General features: G+C 52.0%; 16 protein-coding genes and 1 tRNA gene. 9 read left to right on the top strand and 8 right to left on the bottom strand.

The features are described 5' to 3' along the window. Positions 1-80 precede the first annotated feature (80 nt). Both trxB and ald read right to left on the bottom strand, forming a co-directional pair. The gene (gene trxB, locus ACMHXE_RS11885) at positions 81-1034 is read right to left on the bottom strand and encodes a thioredoxin-disulfide reductase (protein ID WP_101056509.1); all 954 of its coding nucleotides are present in this window, start codon (positions 1032-1034) and stop codon (positions 81-83) included. A 144-nt stretch (positions 1035-1178) separates the two neighbouring features. Continuing rightward, positions 1179-2294, bottom strand: a complete 1116-nt coding sequence (gene ald / locus ACMHXE_RS11880; protein ID WP_101056510.1) for an alanine dehydrogenase — start codon at positions 2292-2294, stop codon at positions 1179-1181. Between the two features lie 180 nt (positions 2295-2474). Between ald and lrp the strand changes: the two genes are divergently transcribed. From lrp to ACMHXE_RS11845, 7 genes are all read left to right on the top strand, one after another. Beyond that, positions 2475-2978 (top strand): leucine-responsive transcriptional regulator Lrp, encoded by a 504-nt coding sequence (lrp, locus tag ACMHXE_RS11875; RefSeq protein ID WP_101056511.1) that lies wholly within the window; start codon positions 2475-2477, stop codon positions 2976-2978. Between the two features lie 207 nt (positions 2979-3185). Next, positions 3186-5795, top strand: coding sequence for a DNA translocase FtsK 4TM domain-containing protein (locus ACMHXE_RS11870; protein WP_413732307.1), 2610 nt, complete (start codon positions 3186-3188; stop codon positions 5793-5795). Between the two features lie 18 nt (positions 5796-5813). Beyond that, entirely contained in the window at positions 5814-6428 is a 615-nt protein-coding gene (gene lolA, locus ACMHXE_RS11865; protein WP_165565086.1) for an outer membrane lipoprotein chaperone LolA, read from the top strand. A 2-nt stretch (positions 6429-6430) separates the two neighbouring features. After that, entirely contained in the window at positions 6431-7762 is a 1332-nt protein-coding gene (locus ACMHXE_RS11860) for a replication-associated recombination protein A (protein WP_101056514.1), read from the top strand. Further along, positions 7755-8129, top strand: coding sequence for a fluoride efflux transporter CrcB (gene crcB, locus ACMHXE_RS11855; protein WP_071475559.1), 375 nt, complete (start codon positions 7755-7757; stop codon positions 8127-8129). Before ACMHXE_RS11860 ends, crcB begins: the two co-directional genes overlap by 8 nt. Before the next feature lie 18 nt (positions 8130-8147). Beyond that, positions 8148-9434: a serine--tRNA ligase gene (serS, locus tag ACMHXE_RS11850; protein WP_413732304.1), complete on the top strand. Its 1287-nt coding sequence runs from the start codon at positions 8148-8150 to the stop codon at positions 9432-9434. A 13-nt stretch (positions 9435-9447) separates the two neighbouring features. Next, positions 9448-9570: a hypothetical protein gene (locus ACMHXE_RS11845; RefSeq protein ID WP_025009737.1), complete on the top strand. Its 123-nt coding sequence runs from the start codon at positions 9448-9450 to the stop codon at positions 9568-9570. Positions 9571-9632: 62 nt separating this feature from the next. Here ACMHXE_RS11845 and ACMHXE_RS11840 read toward each other — a convergent pair whose 3' ends face one another. The 6 genes from ACMHXE_RS11840 to punR all read right to left on the bottom strand — a co-directional run bounded on the left by ACMHXE_RS11840 (position 9633) and on the right by punR (position 12759). Beyond that, a complete protein-coding gene (locus ACMHXE_RS11840; RefSeq protein ID WP_101056517.1) occupies positions 9633-9971 on the bottom strand; it encodes a TusE/DsrC/DsvC family sulfur relay protein in 339 nt (112 codons plus the stop codon). Beyond that, on the bottom strand, positions 9965-10246 hold the full coding sequence (gene tusB / locus ACMHXE_RS11835) for a sulfurtransferase complex subunit TusB (RefSeq protein ID WP_101056518.1): 282 nt from the start codon (positions 10244-10246) through the stop codon (positions 9965-9967). The genes ACMHXE_RS11840 and tusB overlap by 7 nt, the downstream gene beginning before the upstream one ends. After that, on the bottom strand, positions 10246-10602 hold the full coding sequence (gene tusC, locus ACMHXE_RS11830; RefSeq protein WP_039032968.1) for a sulfurtransferase complex subunit TusC: 357 nt from the start codon (positions 10600-10602) through the stop codon (positions 10246-10248). The genes tusB and tusC overlap by 1 nt, the downstream gene beginning before the upstream one ends. Then, positions 10602-10991: a sulfurtransferase complex subunit TusD gene (gene tusD, locus ACMHXE_RS11825; protein ID WP_335917311.1), complete on the bottom strand. Its 390-nt coding sequence runs from the start codon at positions 10989-10991 to the stop codon at positions 10602-10604. Before tusD ends, tusC begins: the two co-directional genes overlap by 1 nt. Before the next feature lie 58 nt (positions 10992-11049). Then, on the bottom strand, positions 11050-11709 hold the full coding sequence (locus ACMHXE_RS11820; RefSeq protein ID WP_100143689.1) for a Bax inhibitor-1/YccA family protein: 660 nt from the start codon (positions 11707-11709) through the stop codon (positions 11050-11052). A 147-nt stretch (positions 11710-11856) separates the two neighbouring features. Further along, positions 11857-12759, bottom strand: a complete 903-nt coding sequence (gene punR / locus ACMHXE_RS11815; protein WP_039032966.1) for a DNA-binding transcriptional activator PunR — start codon at positions 12757-12759, stop codon at positions 11857-11859. A gap of 128 nt (positions 12760-12887) precedes the next feature. Here punR and punC point away from each other — a divergent pair, with 128 nt between their 5' ends. Beyond that, positions 12888-14129: a purine nucleoside transporter PunC gene (gene punC / locus ACMHXE_RS11810; protein WP_286995786.1), complete on the top strand. Its 1242-nt coding sequence runs from the start codon at positions 12888-12890 to the stop codon at positions 14127-14129. Between the two features lie 81 nt (positions 14130-14210). Further along, a tRNA-Ser gene (locus ACMHXE_RS11805) sits at positions 14211-14301 on the top strand. Positions 14302-14304 lie beyond the last annotated feature (3 nt).

Here is a 14304-nt window from a genome sequence, read left to right as displayed (position 1 = left end):
CTGTGATTTGTCTATATTTCAATGTCTTAAACAAAAAAGCCAGTCATCAATGACTGGCTTTTTCAGTATATCGGCAGAGCTTATTTCTGGGCATCCAGGAAGCGCTCGGCATCCAGAGCCGCCATACAACCGGTTCCGGCTGAGGTGATAGCCTGGCGGTAGTGCTGATCCATCACATCGCCAGCGGCGAATACGCCTTTGACGCTGGTTTGGGTGGCATTGCCGTTGAGGCCACTTTCAACCTTGATATAGCCGCCATTCATCTCCAACTGGCCTTCGAAAATGCCTGTGTTGGGGCTGTGGCCAATGGCGACAAACACCCCGGCCACTTCCAAATCGGAAATACTGCCGTCTTTGGTGCTCTTCATCTTGAGTCCGGTCACGCCCATGGCATCGCCGGTCACTTCATCCAATGTCTTATCCAAGTGCAAAATGATATTACCGTTTTCGACTTTGTCCATCAGACGATCGATGAGAATTTTCTCAGAGCGGAAACTGTCACGGCGATGGATCAGGTGCACTTCAGCCGCTATGTTGGAAAGATAGAGCGCTTCTTCCACAGCTGTGTTCCCACCGCCGATAACCGCCACTTTCTGGTTGCGGTAGAAGAAACCGTCACAGGTGGCACAAGCAGATACACCACGTCCCTTGAAGGCTTCTTCAGATGGCAGGCCGAGATACTTGGCCGAGGCGCCTGTGGCTATGATCAGCGCATCACAGGTGTATTCACCGTTGTCACCTTTCAAGGTGAAAGGGCGCTGCTGCAGGTCAACTTCATTGATATGGTCGAAGATGATTTCGGTATCAAACTTCTCGGCATGCTTTTGCATCCGCTCCATCAGCGCCGGGCCTGTCAGGCCTTCAGCATCGCCGGGCCAATTTTCGACTTCGGTCGTTGTGGTTAACTGTCCACCCTGTTGGATACCAGTGATCATCACTGGATTAAGATTGGCGCGGGCAGCATAAACGGCTGCGGTATAGCCGGCGGGGCCAGACCCCAAGATAAGTAGGTTACAATGTTTGGCTTGGCTCATTTTATTCTCTCCGTGCCTTGGCAAATAGCAGCGATTGTAGGTAATTTCCCCCAAAGGGTAAAGCGCTTGGAACAGAATCTTCCAGATTGGTTTAATCGAAAAAAAAGGAGCCAAAAGGCTCCTTTAACCTAGTAATGAATTTATTTACTGTAACAGTTCGTTGGCTGCGGTATAAGCCATATTGTGGGCTTCGGCAACTTCTTTACAGGTGATCTTACCGTGCATCACGTTAAGACCATTCAGTAAGTGCTTATCAGACAAGAGCGCGTCGCGGTAACCCAGACGGGCCAGCTTGAGAATGTAGGGCAGGGTCGCGTTGTTCAGGGCAAAGGTCGAAGTACGCGCCACGGCACCAGGCATATTGGCTACACAGTAATGCACTACATCATCGACAATATAGGTAGGATCCTGGTGAGTTGTGGCATGAGAGGTTTCCACACAGCCCCCCTGATCTATGGCAACATCCACTATCGCGGCACCTGGCTTCATCTTCTTGATATGTTCTCGGGTAACCAGTTTCGGCGCAGCTGCCCCGGGGATCAATACGCCACCAATGACCAGATCGGCTTGCAGTACATGTTTCTCAATGGCGTCGGCCGTAGAATAGATAGCCTTGACCTTGGAGCCGAACTGTACATTCAAACGACGCAGCGCGTCGATGGAGCGATCTAGCACCACAACATCGGCGCCCATCCCTACTGCCATTTGTGCGGCATTGGTTCCAACCATACCGCCACCGATGATCACAACTTTGGCGGGCTCAACTCCGGGAACACCACCGAGCAACATGCCCAGACCACCCATGGATTTTTCCAGCGCCATTGCGCCTGCCTGGATGGACATGCGTCCGGCCACTTCTGACATGGGAGCCAGCAAAGGCAAGCCACCACGATCATCGGTAACTGTTTCATAAGCGATACAAACAGCGCCGCTGTTGACCAGTTCTTCTGTCTGAGGCAGATCGGGGGCAAGATGCAAATAGGTAAAGAGGATCTGGTCATGGCGCAACATGGCACGTTCTACGGCCTGTGGCTCTTTGACTTTGACTATCATCTCAGCCTTGGCAAAAACCTCGGCGGCCGTGTCCAAAATGGACGCTCCGGCATTGATATAGTCCTGATCGGTAAAACCGATCCCATTACCAGCATTCGTTTCGATAAAAACCTGATGGCCATGCATAGTCAGTTCGCGTACGCTGGATGGCACCATACCCACGCGATATTCATGGTTTTTGATTTCCTTTGGAACACCAATTATCATTTTCGAGCCTCAATATACTAAAAAACCCACTTTTAATGGGCATAATTGTTATTTTATAGTGACCTGAACGTGATCAATTCAGGAAAGTCTAGTATAGTATTGCCCGGGCAGATTATGCTGCTAAACTTGTGACATACGCAAAATTAAATGTTGTTTTAGTGATAAAACAAGGTTAAAAATATGGTAAATAATAAAAAGAGTCCTGTAAAAGACTTGGATCGTATCGATCGTAATATTCTTAATGAACTGCAAATTGACGGTCGCATTTCCAACGTTGAGCTTTCCAAACGTGTTGGTTTGAGTCCAACTCCCTGTCTTGAACGCGTTAAGCGCCTCGAAAAACAAGGTTACATTAACGGTTATACTGCACTGGTCAACCCGCACTTTTTAGGTGCATCCTTGCTGGTATTTGTTGAGATTACTCTTAACAGAGATACTCCGGAAGTCTTTGATAAGTTTAACCGTGCGGTACAGCTTTTGGATGATATTCAGGAATGTCATCTGGTATCAGGCGATTTCGATTATCTGCTCAAGACCCGGGTGTCTGATATGTCTGCCTATCGCAGGTTGCTCGGTGAAACCCTACTGAAATTGCCTTCCGTATCCGATACTCGCACCTATGTGGTAATGGAAGAGGTGAAGCAAACCAGTAAAGTGGCCATCAGTATTTCAGCCGAAGCTTGATCCCGATACCGTCCTCGAAAAAGGAGTCAATTTGGCTCCTTTTTTCACCACGGCTGTTTGCTTTTTAATCCGGAATAGAAAGTCTGATACACAAAGTCTCCCTATCCACTTGCTTTTAGTGGCTTTCGCAGGCTTATTCGCTGCACATTCAGGATGATTCTGGTATCTTAAATCCATCCGTTTTTCGTTTGCTTATGGAAATCGCATTTGTCTCAGGGAAATAGCGTCAGAACCCTCAGCGGCCTGCAACGCCTGCTGGAAGGGGGGCTTATTCTATGCTGCATGATCGCCATTTATATACTGTTGGCGCTGGGCAGCTTTCATCCGGGCGATCCCGGTTGGAGTCAGTCTAATTATCAAGGGGAGATCGAAAATGTCACCGGTGCCGTAGGTGCCTGGCTGGCCGATGTTCTGTTCTATTTCTTTGGCTACACCGCCTACCTAATCCCTATCATCATCGCCGGAACCGGTTGGTTGATCTTCAGGCGTGCTCACAAACTGTTGGAAGTGGATTACTTCTCGGTCGGCTTGCGCTTGATTGGCTTCCTATTGATGGTGCTCAGCCTGGCAGCCTTGGCCAGTATGAATGCCGGCGATATCTATGAATTTTCGGCCGGTGGTGTGGCCGGTGATGTGATAGCCCAAGCTATGTTGCCTTACTTCAACCAGTTGGGTACCACATTGCTGCTGCTTTGCTTTGTCGGTGCGGGCTTCACTCTGCTGACCGGAATAAGCTGGCTTACCATAGTTGAGCTCACCGGCTTGGCAACTATCTGGTGTTTTCGCAAGCTCAAGCAGTTGCCGGCACGCCTGTCTGGTCCGAAAGAAACCGAAGATACCCGCGGCTTTATGTCGGTAGTGGACAAGTTCCGCCGTGAACGCGATACAGTTGAGCTGGAAGAAGTATTCGAAGAAAATGACGATGAAGATGTCGTAGAGGCGCCCGCCAAGAAGCCTGGACTCCTTAGTCGTTTCCGTAAAAAGGATCAGCAAACTCTGGAGCGGGAAGCCGCGGAATTGGCCGATGAGAATACTGATACTGAGCCCAAGCGTCAGGGCAGGGTAGAGCCTGTGCTTTCGGTTGGCGTTGCCGGAACTGCGGCTGACAAGGCTGCGGACATTCCCTCGGGCAATGCTGAAGACACGCCGCCTTGGCAAGATAGCACCGAAGGCAGTGACACAATCGACTTCGACAAGCGTGCATCAACAGGGGCTATCAGCCATAAAGAGCGGCAATTGCAGACCCAGAAAGCCAGGGTTGAAAACGGTATTATTATTTTACCCGGTGAAGAGGGCGCTTCCAAAGAGCATAAACAACCCATGGATCCCTTGCCGAGCATCTCGCTGCTGGATGTGCCCAACCGCAAGAAAAACCCTATCAGTAAAGAAGAACTGGATCAGGTGGCGCGTTTGGTGGAAAGCAAACTCGCTGACTTTAATATTACCGCGCAAGTGGTCGGAGTCTATCCTGGCCCAGTGATCACCCGCTTTGAGCTGGACTTGGCTCCTGGGGTCAAAGCTTCAAAAATTTCCAACTTATCTAAGGATTTAGCCCGTTCCCTGCTGGCCGAAAGTGTGCGGGTGGTGGAGGTTATTCCGGGTAAAGCCTATGTGGGGCTGGAACTGCCCAACAAGTTCCGCGAAACCGTATTTATGCGTGATGTGCTCGATTGCCAGGCATTCAAGGACAGTAAATCCAATCTCACCATGGTGCTGGGACAAGACATTGCAGGCGATCCTGTCGTGGTGGATTTGGCCAAGATGCCGCACCTTTTGGTGGCAGGCACCACAGGCTCGGGTAAGTCGGTTGGGGTCAACGTGATGATCACCAGTCTGCTGTATAAGTCCGGCCCTGAAGATGTGCGTTTCATCATGATAGATCCCAAGATGCTGGAGCTTTCTGTCTATGAAGGTATTCCGCACCTCTTGTGTGAAGTGGTCACGGATATGAAAGAGGCAGCCAATGCATTGCGTTGGTGTGTTGGTGAGATGGAGCGGCGTTACAAACTGATGTCGGCGCTCGGGGTGCGTAACCTCAAGGGCTTCAACGCCAAAATTGCCGAGGCCAAGGCCGCTGGTACGCCAATATGTGATCCGCTGTGGAAGTCCAACGAAAGCATGGAAGATACGGCGCCTGAACTCGACAAGCTGCCCTCTATCGTGGTTGTCGTGGACGAGTTTGCCGACATGATGATGATAGTCGGTAAAAAGGTGGAAGAACTGATTGCCCGTATCGCCCAGAAGGCCCGCGCTGCCGGTATACACCTTATTCTGGCGACCCAGCGTCCGTCTGTGGATGTGATTACCGGCCTTATCAAGGCCAACATCCCCACCCGAATCGCGTTCCAGGTTTCTTCCCGCATCGACTCGCGCACCATTTTGGATCAGCAGGGCGCCGAAACCCTGCTTGGGATGGGCGATATGCTCTATCTGCCCCCAGGTACCGGCGTGCCCAACCGGGTTCACGGCGCCTTTGTGGACGACCACGAGGTGCATGCCGTGGTTGCCGATTGGCATGCCCGTGGTAAACCTCAATATATTGATGAAATTCTTCAGGGTGCCAGTGACGGCGAACAGGTGTTGCTGCCCGGTGAAGCACCGGAAGGCGGCGAGGAGGAACTGGATGCACTCTACGATGAAGCCGTGGCTTTTGTTACCGAAACCCGCCGCGGTTCTATCTCCAGTGTGCAGCGTAAGTTCAAAATAGGCTATAACCGCGCCGCTCGTATCATAGAGCAGATGGAACTTCAAGGGGTGGTCAGTGCCCAGGGCCATAATGGCAACCGCGAAGTATTGGCGCCACCGCCGCCAAGATAAGACAGATTTGAGGTACAGATGAAAAAAAACGTTATGTTTCTTGCTCTGGCAATGAGCTTACCGGCCGTGGCCGATGATGCCGGAAAACTCAAAGCTAAGTTAGATGCCATTGCCGGTCTGAAAGCCGATTTTCAACAGCAGGTTACAGATATCAATGGCAAACTTATTCAACAAGGCAGTGGCGAGCTCGCCTTGGCGCAGCCCAATCGGTTTTACTGGCATCTGCAGCAGCCGGATGAATCTGTGATAGTGGCAGATGGTAAAGACGTTTGGATCTATAACCCGTTCGCCGAGGAAGTAAGCGTGCTGGCGCTGGAAAATGCCATTGCCGCTTCGCCCATGACGCTTTTGGTGCGCCGTGACGAGACCAGTTGGGCTCGCTATAACATCACTCTGGACAAAGAGTGTTTCCAGATAGCACCCAAAACTGAAGAGGCCGGAGTGCAACAGGTCAGCGTCTGTTTCAAGGATGATACTCTGACCCAACTGGCCCTGAAAGACACTCAGGGTAATCTCAGTCAGTTCAACCTGAGCGGGCAGCAGCCGTTGACAGATAGCGACAAGACACTGTTCCAATTTGAGGTTCCCGAAGGCGTTTCCATTGACGATCAGCGCCCGGGGCGGGAAGGTTAACCTTGTCCAGCCTGAGCTTTGATTTCGCCCCCGACTTTCGCCCCCTGGCTGCAAGAATGCGCCCGGCGACGCTTGAACAGTACGTCGGTCAGCAGCATCTGTTGGGACCTGGGCAACCGCTGAGACTGGCACTGGAAGCCGGCAAGGCCCATTCCATGATGTTCTGGGGGCCGCCGGGTACCGGCAAGACTACGCTGGCAGAGCTGGTTGCTCATTATGCCAACGCCCATGTGGAGCGAATATCTGCGGTTACATCCGGGGTGAAAGAGATCCGCTCGGCGATAGAACACGCCAAAAACGTGGCGCAATCGCGCGGCCAGCGCACCTTGCTGTTTGTCGATGAGGTGCACAGATTCAACAAGAGCCAGCAGGATGCCTTTCTGCCTTTTATTGAAGATGGCACAGTGATTTTTATCGGCGCCACCACAGAAAACCCTTCGTTTGAAATCAATAATGCTTTGCTCTCCAGAGTACGGGTATATCTGATTAAGCGTCTCGATGAAGCCGAGATTGCTACCATAGTGACCCAGGCACTTGCTGATGAAGAGCGTGGCCTAGGCAAACGCCGGTTGCAGATGCCACCGGAGCTGATGGCCAAGTTGGCGACTCTCGCCGATGGCGATGCCCGCAAGGTTCTCAACCTGGTAGAGCTGATGAGTGACATGCTGCCGGATGGTGGTAGTTTTACCGAGGCTATGCTGGTGCAGGTGGCCGGTGAGCAGTTGGCGGGGTTCGATAAGAATGGCGATCAATACTACGACCTGATCTCAGCCGTGCACAAATCGATTCGCGGCTCGGCGCCGGATGCGGCGCTCTATTGGTTTTGTCGCATGCTGGAAGGAGGCTGCGATCCTCTGTATGTCGCAAGACGCCTGCTGGCGATAGCTTCTGAAGATGTGGGTAATGCCGATCCTACCGCGATGACAGTTGCTCTCAACGCCTGGGACTGCTTTCACCGGGTTGGCCCGGCAGAGGGTGAGCGCGCCATAGCGCAGGCGATTGTTTATCTCGCCTCGGCGCCCAAGAGCAATGCGGTGTATACAGCCTTTAAGGCGGCCAGACAATTGGCCCGGGAAACCGGCCAGCAGCCTGTACCCATGCACTTGAGAAACGCTCCGACTGAACTGATGAAATCCATCGGCGCCGGTGAAGGCTATCGTTATGCTCATGATGAGGCCAATGCTTACGCTGCCGGCGAATGTTATTTCCCGGAAGCCTTGGCCGAGAGTCGTTTTTATTATCCGACTGAGCGAGGATTCGAGAAACGGATCCGCGATAAGTTGGCGCAGCTTTGCCAACTCGATAGCCAAAGTGAGAACAAAAGGTATGATTAATCTGACCGTTGTCGCCCTTGGCGGTGCAACCGGCGCAGTTTTGCGCTACCTGATATCGATATTTGTGCTCCAGCTATTTGGCAGTGGTTTTCCTTTTGGTACACTGGTTGTTAATGTACTTGGCTCATTTCTGATGGGGATGATCTATGCACTGGGAGAACTCAGTCATATCAGCCCTGAGATCAAGGCGCTGGTCGGTGTCGGATTCCTTGGAGCACTGACAACCTTCTCGACTTTCTCAAATGAAACCTTACTGCTGATACAGGGAGGTGAGTTGCTAAAGGCATTTCTGAATGTGGCGTTGAACCTGGGACTGTGCCTGGCCATGGTTTATCTGGGACAACTGCTGATTTTTTCACGTGTATAACTGATAAGACAAGTAGACATGTTAGATCCAAAATATCTGCGTAATGAACTCGCAACAACTGCGGAGCGCCTGGCGACCCGTGGTTTTATCCTCGATGTAGACAGGCTGACCAAGCTGGAAGAAAAGCGCAAGTCGCTGCAGGTGGAAACCGAAGAGCTGCAGGCCAGTCGCAATGCCATCTCCAAGTCCATAGGTCAAGCCAAGTCCCGCGGTAAGGACGTTGCTCCAATCATGGCGCAGGTAGGCGATCTCGGCAGCCAGTTGGACAGCAAAAAGCAGGAGCTGAGTGCACTGCTTGAAGAGCTGGACGCTATTGCCATGAGCATTCCCAATTTGCCGGATGAATCTGTACCTGTCGGTTCAGACGAGAACGACAACGTGGAAATCCGCCGCTGGGGCACGCCAAGGGAGTTTGACTTCCCGGTAAGAGATCATGTGGATCTTGGTGAACTGCTCAAAGGACTGGATTTCAAGAGTGCTGTTAAGGTAACAGGTTCGCGCTTCATCTTTATGCAAGGCCAAATTGCCCGTATGCACCGCGCTCTGGCGCAGTTCATGCTTGATTTGCATACCCAGGAGCACGGCTACACAGAATGCTACGTGCCTTTACTGGTCAACGAAGCCAGCCTCAAGGGCACAGGCCAACTGCCCAAGTTTGGTGAAGATCTGTTTCACACCAAACCTGCCACAGAGGAAGGTCAGGGGCTTAGCCTGATCCCAACCGCCGAAGTGCCGCTGACCAACCTGGCCCGCGACACCATACTGGATGAAGCCGAGCTGCCAATCAAGTTGACTGCTCACACACCATGCTTCCGCAGTGAAGCCGGCTCTTACGGTAAAGATACCCGCGGCCTTATCCGCCAACACCAGTTTGACAAGGTCGAAATGGTGCAGTTGGTGAAGCCGCAGGATTCTGAAGCTGCATTGGAAGAGTTGGTCGGTCACGCCGAAAACGTACTGAAGAAGCTGGGTCTGCCGCACAGAACTATCGTCCTGTGTACCGGTGATATGGGCTTTGGTGCCGCCAAGACCTACGACGTTGAAGTTTGGGTTCCGGCTCAAAAAACTTATCGTGAGATCTCTTCCTGCTCCAACGTGCGTGACTTCCAGGCGCGGCGTATGCAGGCCCGTTATCGCGCCAAAGACGACAACAAGCCCAAGCTTATTCATACTCTAAATGGCTCAGGGCTGGCGGTTGGCCGTACTCTGGTGGCCATTTTGGAAAACTACCAAAATGCCGATGGCAGTGTCACAGTACCTGAAGCACTGCGTAGCTATATGGGCGGCATTGAAAAAATAGGTTGATGGGCGAGGTCATATGGATAAAGGTCAGCGCTACCTGCGCTGGCTTGCCTACGTGGCCGTCATCGCAGTTTTTTCTGCCCTGTTTTTAGCCACGCTCGGCAAGGCAGCCATGCTGGTATATGAGAATTTAAAATAGTTATTCTGCATAGTAAAAAGCCCCGAGAACCGGGGCTTTTTTGTGTGCAGAATCGAGTCGCATTAAATACACTTGGCCGGTTTGGGCAGTCCGGCAATCTTGGTGGCCTGCTTGGCCGGCCCCATAGGAAACAGGGTGTAGAGGTACTTGGAGTTACCTTTCTCCGGTCCAAGTGCCTGCCCGATAGCCTTGACCAATACCCGAATAGCCGGGCTGGTCTTGTATTCAAGATAAAAGTTCCGCACAAAGTTAACCACTTCCCAATGGGCATCTGTCAGCTCTATATCTTCAGCTGCGGCGATGACAGGCGCCAGCTCAGGCGTCCAGTCTGAAACTTGTTTCAAATACCCTTGAGGATCAGTCGCTATCTGCTTGTCATTGAATTGAATGAAATCTACCACGAAATAACCTTTGTATGAGCTAATGTCAGCGCTACCAGCGCCGGATAATCCAACTGTTCATAATTGGAGAGAAAGTCCTCGAGCCCGCGGGCCTTGACGTCATCGGCCACCAGCACAACTTTAAAAGGGGACAGCGCCATGGCCCATTGACGTTTCAGCAGGGCGTTTACAGCATCGCCTGCCAACAGAAACACATCTGTCTTGCCGGCATATCTCAGTGCGCAGGACAGCGCAGTGTCGCGCGCCGCCGATGTTTGTATTTGGTGCAATATCATCAGAAAACCATGACCTCATCGGCATCCAGCAGAGTCTGGCGGATCTGCTCGTTATCACAAATAGTGGCAGGAATAACCAGTTCAGTGCGGCCAAGTCCCAGCTCCTGCAACGATTGTTTGCAGACCAGCACTGTGTCTATGTCATAGAGGGGCAGCGCACCCAAGGTAGCGATATAATCCTTGCAGCCGATAAGCTCAGGTTGCTGTTGCTTCAGCAGCGTAAGCACGCCTTCATCGGTAAAGATCAGGCTCACCTCTTGCTCAAAACTGGCGCTCAGCAGCGCCAGATCCAGGCCTTCGCGCCCGGAAGCCGAGCCATGGGGGGCCCGGCGAAAAATAATGGCTATTTTCTTCATTAAAAACTCACCAGACGATCACTCTTTTCAAGCCCGGTAACCAACTCGCCAAGCCCACCCATGGTAAAGCCCGCGGCCAGATTGGCACTCGCTTTGGCGTTATCCTTGGCATCCTGTGCTGAAAGCACACCGCGGCGCAGGGCGGCAGAGACGCAGTTCACCAGATTAAGCTGCCACTCCTTCGCCAACTGTTGCCATGCGGCAGTTAAGTCCAGTTCGTCAGACGCCGGCGCGCATAGGGCATTGGACTGGCTCACGCCGTCCTGATAAAAGAATACGCAGTGAACCTCATGGCCCGCTTGCAGCGCCGCCCGGGTATATTTGAGTGCATGGAAGCCGGCCGTCGGGCCGTAGACACTGCCATTCACCATAATAATAAGTTTGCTCATACCAAAAAAAATGACCCTGAATTAGGGCCATTTTAACCTATTTTCCATCCCGTGGGGATCAGTCATCGCCACCAACACCCATCAGGTGCAGCAGGCTGATAAACAGGTTGAGGAAATCCAGGTACAAGGCAATGGTAGCGCGGATATAGTTGGTCTCACCACCATTAACGATACGGCTGGTATCAAACAGGATAAAACCTGTCATCAGCAGGGCGATACCCGCATTGACAGCCATAAATACCGCGCCGTTACCGACAAAGATATTGATCACCGCAGCGGCAATGACGACCACCAGACCGGCAATCAAGAAGCCGCGCATAAAGGAAAAATCTTTCTTGGTGGTCACGGCATAGGCCGACAGGGCGACGAAGATGGCTGATGTCAGACCAAAGGCCTGAATAATCAGCTCAGGGCCGTTACTCATACCGGCGTAATGATTGAGGATATAACCCAGAGACGCGCCTTCCATACCGGTAAAGGCAAATACCCAAAAGATCCCGGCGGCAGATTCCGCTTTTCTCAGGGTAACGAACAGCAACACCAAGCCACCGATGGAAAGTCCCAGTGACATCATGGGGCCGATACCCATAGCCATGGCGATGGCGGCACATACGGCTGAAAACCCTATGGTCATTGCCAGCAGCATGTAGGTGTTTCTGAGCATTTTGTTCACTTCCATAGTGGAAGTTTGGCTCGAATAAAGGGTTTGCTGAGTCATTTGCTTCTCCGAAGGTTGACTTGACATAGCCAGGGTTAATGGCCCGGCTAGTTTCCATGTTAGAGCAGCTTAAACCTTATTAGGTTCCGCTGTCGTTTTCCTATTAAGAATTGTGTCATTAAACACTGAATCTTTTATGAATTAAAGTCAGGCGAGCCATTCTCTGTGCAGTTTTTCGGTATCGCCCAGATAATCGAGCACCCATTTAAGTGCCGGTGACATCTTGTTGGCATTCCATGCCAGGCAGCAGGAACTGGCCGGTAACGGCGTTGCCAACTGTTTTTCCACCAGGGCACCGGCGCGAATAAAGGGGCTGGCGAGGTGCACCGGCATATAGCCTATCCCCAAGCCTTCGCGGAAACAGTTGATGGCACGGATCCAATCCGGCACCACCAAGCGGCGCTGATTATCCAGCAACCAGGTGTGACGCTTGGGGATCTCTCTTGACGTGTCATCCAGGCAAATGGAAGGGAAGGGCCTGAGCTCTTCATCCTCCAGTGGCCGGTCGATGGCCGCCAATGGGTGAGACTTGCTCACCAAAAATGCCCACTCGATGTCGCCCATGTCTCTGTGATGGTAGGCGCCGCCGACCGGAATGGCAGTGGTCGCACCTATGGCAACATCGCTGCGCCCGGTAGACAAGGCTTCCCAAACACCGTTGAACACCTCAATGCGAATGATCAGTTCCACGTCGGTGAAGTGACGATAGAAGTCGGCAATCAGTACACTGATCCTGTCGGCCCTGACAATATTATCCAGGGCGATGGACAGTGTCGGCTGCCAACCATTGGCCACCCGCTGGGTTTCCCGTTTCAGATCGTCCAGTTGCTTGAGCATGATCCTGGCTTCCTTGACGAAGTGAGCCCCGGCGGGCGTCAAACTGACGCTGCGGTGATGACGCTCAAACAGCACAACCCCCAACTCTTCCTCAATCTGCTTAATGGCATAACTCACGGCGGAGGGCACCTTATGCAGCTTGTTGGCTGCGGCGGTGAAACTGCCAAGGTGAGAAACAATATCGATAAGTTGTAACGACTGTTCAGAAAGCATGGCGATCCCTTGCTGTGAGAATATTTGAAGACACAAGTCAAAAATAAACGTTTCACCTCGATTGAGCAAGACTTTAGACTGCACCAGTATTCATATTACTTTTGTCTTAAGTTGTAATCAGGTTGTATATGACTCTTAAATATTTCATGTTTTTATGCTATCTCGCGCTTCTGAGCATGTTGGCTTTCATCGCGACCGACATGTATCTCCCAGCATTCAAAGCAATTGAAAGCTCTCTTGATGCCAGCGCTTCTCAGGTAGCCATGTCCTTGACCTCTTTCCTGGCCGGATTGGCCTTGGGGCAACTGCTCTACGGCCCTTTGGTGCAGCGTTTCGGTAAACGTAATTCACTGCTCGGTGGTTTGGCACTGTTCGCCCTGGCAACAGTCAGTATAGGTTTCAGTGACAATATCATCATGCTCAACTGCGCCCGTTTCTTCCAGGCGATTGGCGTCTGCAGCGCGGCAGTTATCTGGCAGGCTTTGGTGGTAGAGCAGTATGATGCCAAAGATTCGCAGCGCATCTTCTCCAACATCATGCCTTTGGTGGCCTTGTCACCGGCATTGGCGCCTATTCTCGGTGCCAAGGTGCTTGGGCATCTGGGCTGGGAAGCGATATTTTTCATTTTGGCGGCGACGGCGCTGGCATTGATGGCACTGACCATGGTGTTGGTTAAGCCGGCAAGCGAGAGTGCTGCCAAAGCTGAAGCAAAAGTGGCTTACAAGACCTTTTTCAACAACACGGGTTATTTGGGCAATGTGCTCATCTATGGTGCATGTTCAGGGGCTTTCTTCGCCTACCTGACACTTTGGCCGATTGTGATGGAGCAGCACGGCTATGAGGCAGACGCCATAGGTTTAAGCTTTATTCCGCAAACCATCATGTTTATCGTCGGCGGCTATGCCAGTAAGTTGCTTATCCGCCGGGTAGGCAGCGAGATGACACTTAAATTTCTACTGGCGCTGTTTGGTCTATGTGTGTTGGCGATAGCCTTGGCGACTTTGGTATTCAAGGCGCAAACAATCTATCCATTGCTTATTGCATTTTCTGTGCTGGCCGCGGCCAATGGTGCCATTTATCCGATAGTGGTTAACAGTGCGCTGCAACATTTCAGTCAGTGCGCCTCCAAAGCGGCCGGGCTGCAAAATTTTTTACAGATAACTTTGGCATTCGGAGCATCAAGTCTGGTTGCTGTGTGGGCCTCGGCCGGGGAAACTGCGATTGCCTGGGGGATCCTGGGTTGCAGTGTGCTGGTATTGGCTGGTTATAAACTGCGTCAGTTTGCCGACTGGTCGCAGGTGAGGGCAGGTTTTACCAAGCCGGATCCGGCGCGTTTGGCACTGCATGCAGAAGAAACGCCCAAAGACTGAGTGCAGATTGAGCAAATAGATAAGGCTGTGACATTTTCTGCTTTACAGTCTCATATCCTCGCTATAGTATTTGCAGCGTTCGGAGGGGTGGCAGAGTGGTTGAATGCACCGGTCTTGAAAACCGGCATGGGTTTATAGCCCATCCAGGGTTCAAATCCCTGCTCCTCCGCCATAT

It is taken from the genome of Shewanella sp. BJSY2023SW007 (assembly GCF_047314525.1).
In the GTDB taxonomy this organism is placed as follows: domain Bacteria; phylum Pseudomonadota; class Gammaproteobacteria; order Enterobacterales; family Shewanellaceae; genus Shewanella; species Shewanella chilikensis.
This window is presented reverse-complemented; position numbering and strand designations above follow the sequence as displayed.

Excerpts from the sequence above, each read along its gene's own strand:
- punR (WP_039032966.1), bottom strand. The coding sequence starts at position 12,759 with ATGCTTTCTGAACAGTCGTTACAACTTATCGATATTGTTTCTCACCTT.
- punC (WP_286995786.1), top strand. The coding sequence starts at position 12,888 with ATGACTCTTAAATATTTCATGTTTTTATGCTATCTCGCGCTTCTGAGC.
- tusD (WP_335917311.1), bottom strand. The coding sequence starts at position 10,991 with ATGAGCAAACTTATTATTATGGTGAATGGCAGTGTCTACGGCCCGACG.
- crcB (WP_071475559.1), top strand. The coding sequence starts at position 7,755 with ATGATTAATCTGACCGTTGTCGCCCTTGGCGGTGCAACCGGCGCAGTT.
- ald (WP_101056510.1), bottom strand. The coding sequence starts at position 2,294 with ATGATAATTGGTGTTCCAAAGGAAATCAAAAACCATGAATATCGCGTG.
- ACMHXE_RS11845 (WP_025009737.1), top strand. The coding sequence starts at position 9,448 with ATGGATAAAGGTCAGCGCTACCTGCGCTGGCTTGCCTACGTGGCCGTC.
- serS (WP_413732304.1), top strand. The coding sequence starts at position 8,148 with ATGTTAGATCCAAAATATCTGCGTAATGAACTCGCAACAACTGCGGAG.
- tusB (WP_101056518.1), bottom strand. The coding sequence starts at position 10,246 with ATGATATTGCACCAAATACAAACATCGGCGGCGCGCGACACTGCGCTG.
- tusC (WP_039032968.1), bottom strand. The coding sequence starts at position 10,602 with ATGAAGAAAATAGCCATTATTTTTCGCCGGGCCCCCCATGGCTCGGCT.
- trxB (WP_101056509.1), bottom strand. The coding sequence starts at position 1,034 with ATGAGCCAAGCCAAACATTGTAACCTACTTATCTTGGGGTCTGGCCCC.
- ACMHXE_RS11820 (WP_100143689.1), bottom strand. The coding sequence starts at position 11,709 with ATGACTCAGCAAACCCTTTATTCGAGCCAAACTTCCACTATGGAAGTG.
- lrp (WP_101056511.1), top strand. The coding sequence starts at position 2,475 with ATGGTAAATAATAAAAAGAGTCCTGTAAAAGACTTGGATCGTATCGAT.
- lolA (WP_165565086.1), top strand. The coding sequence starts at position 5,814 with ATGAAAAAAAACGTTATGTTTCTTGCTCTGGCAATGAGCTTACCGGCC.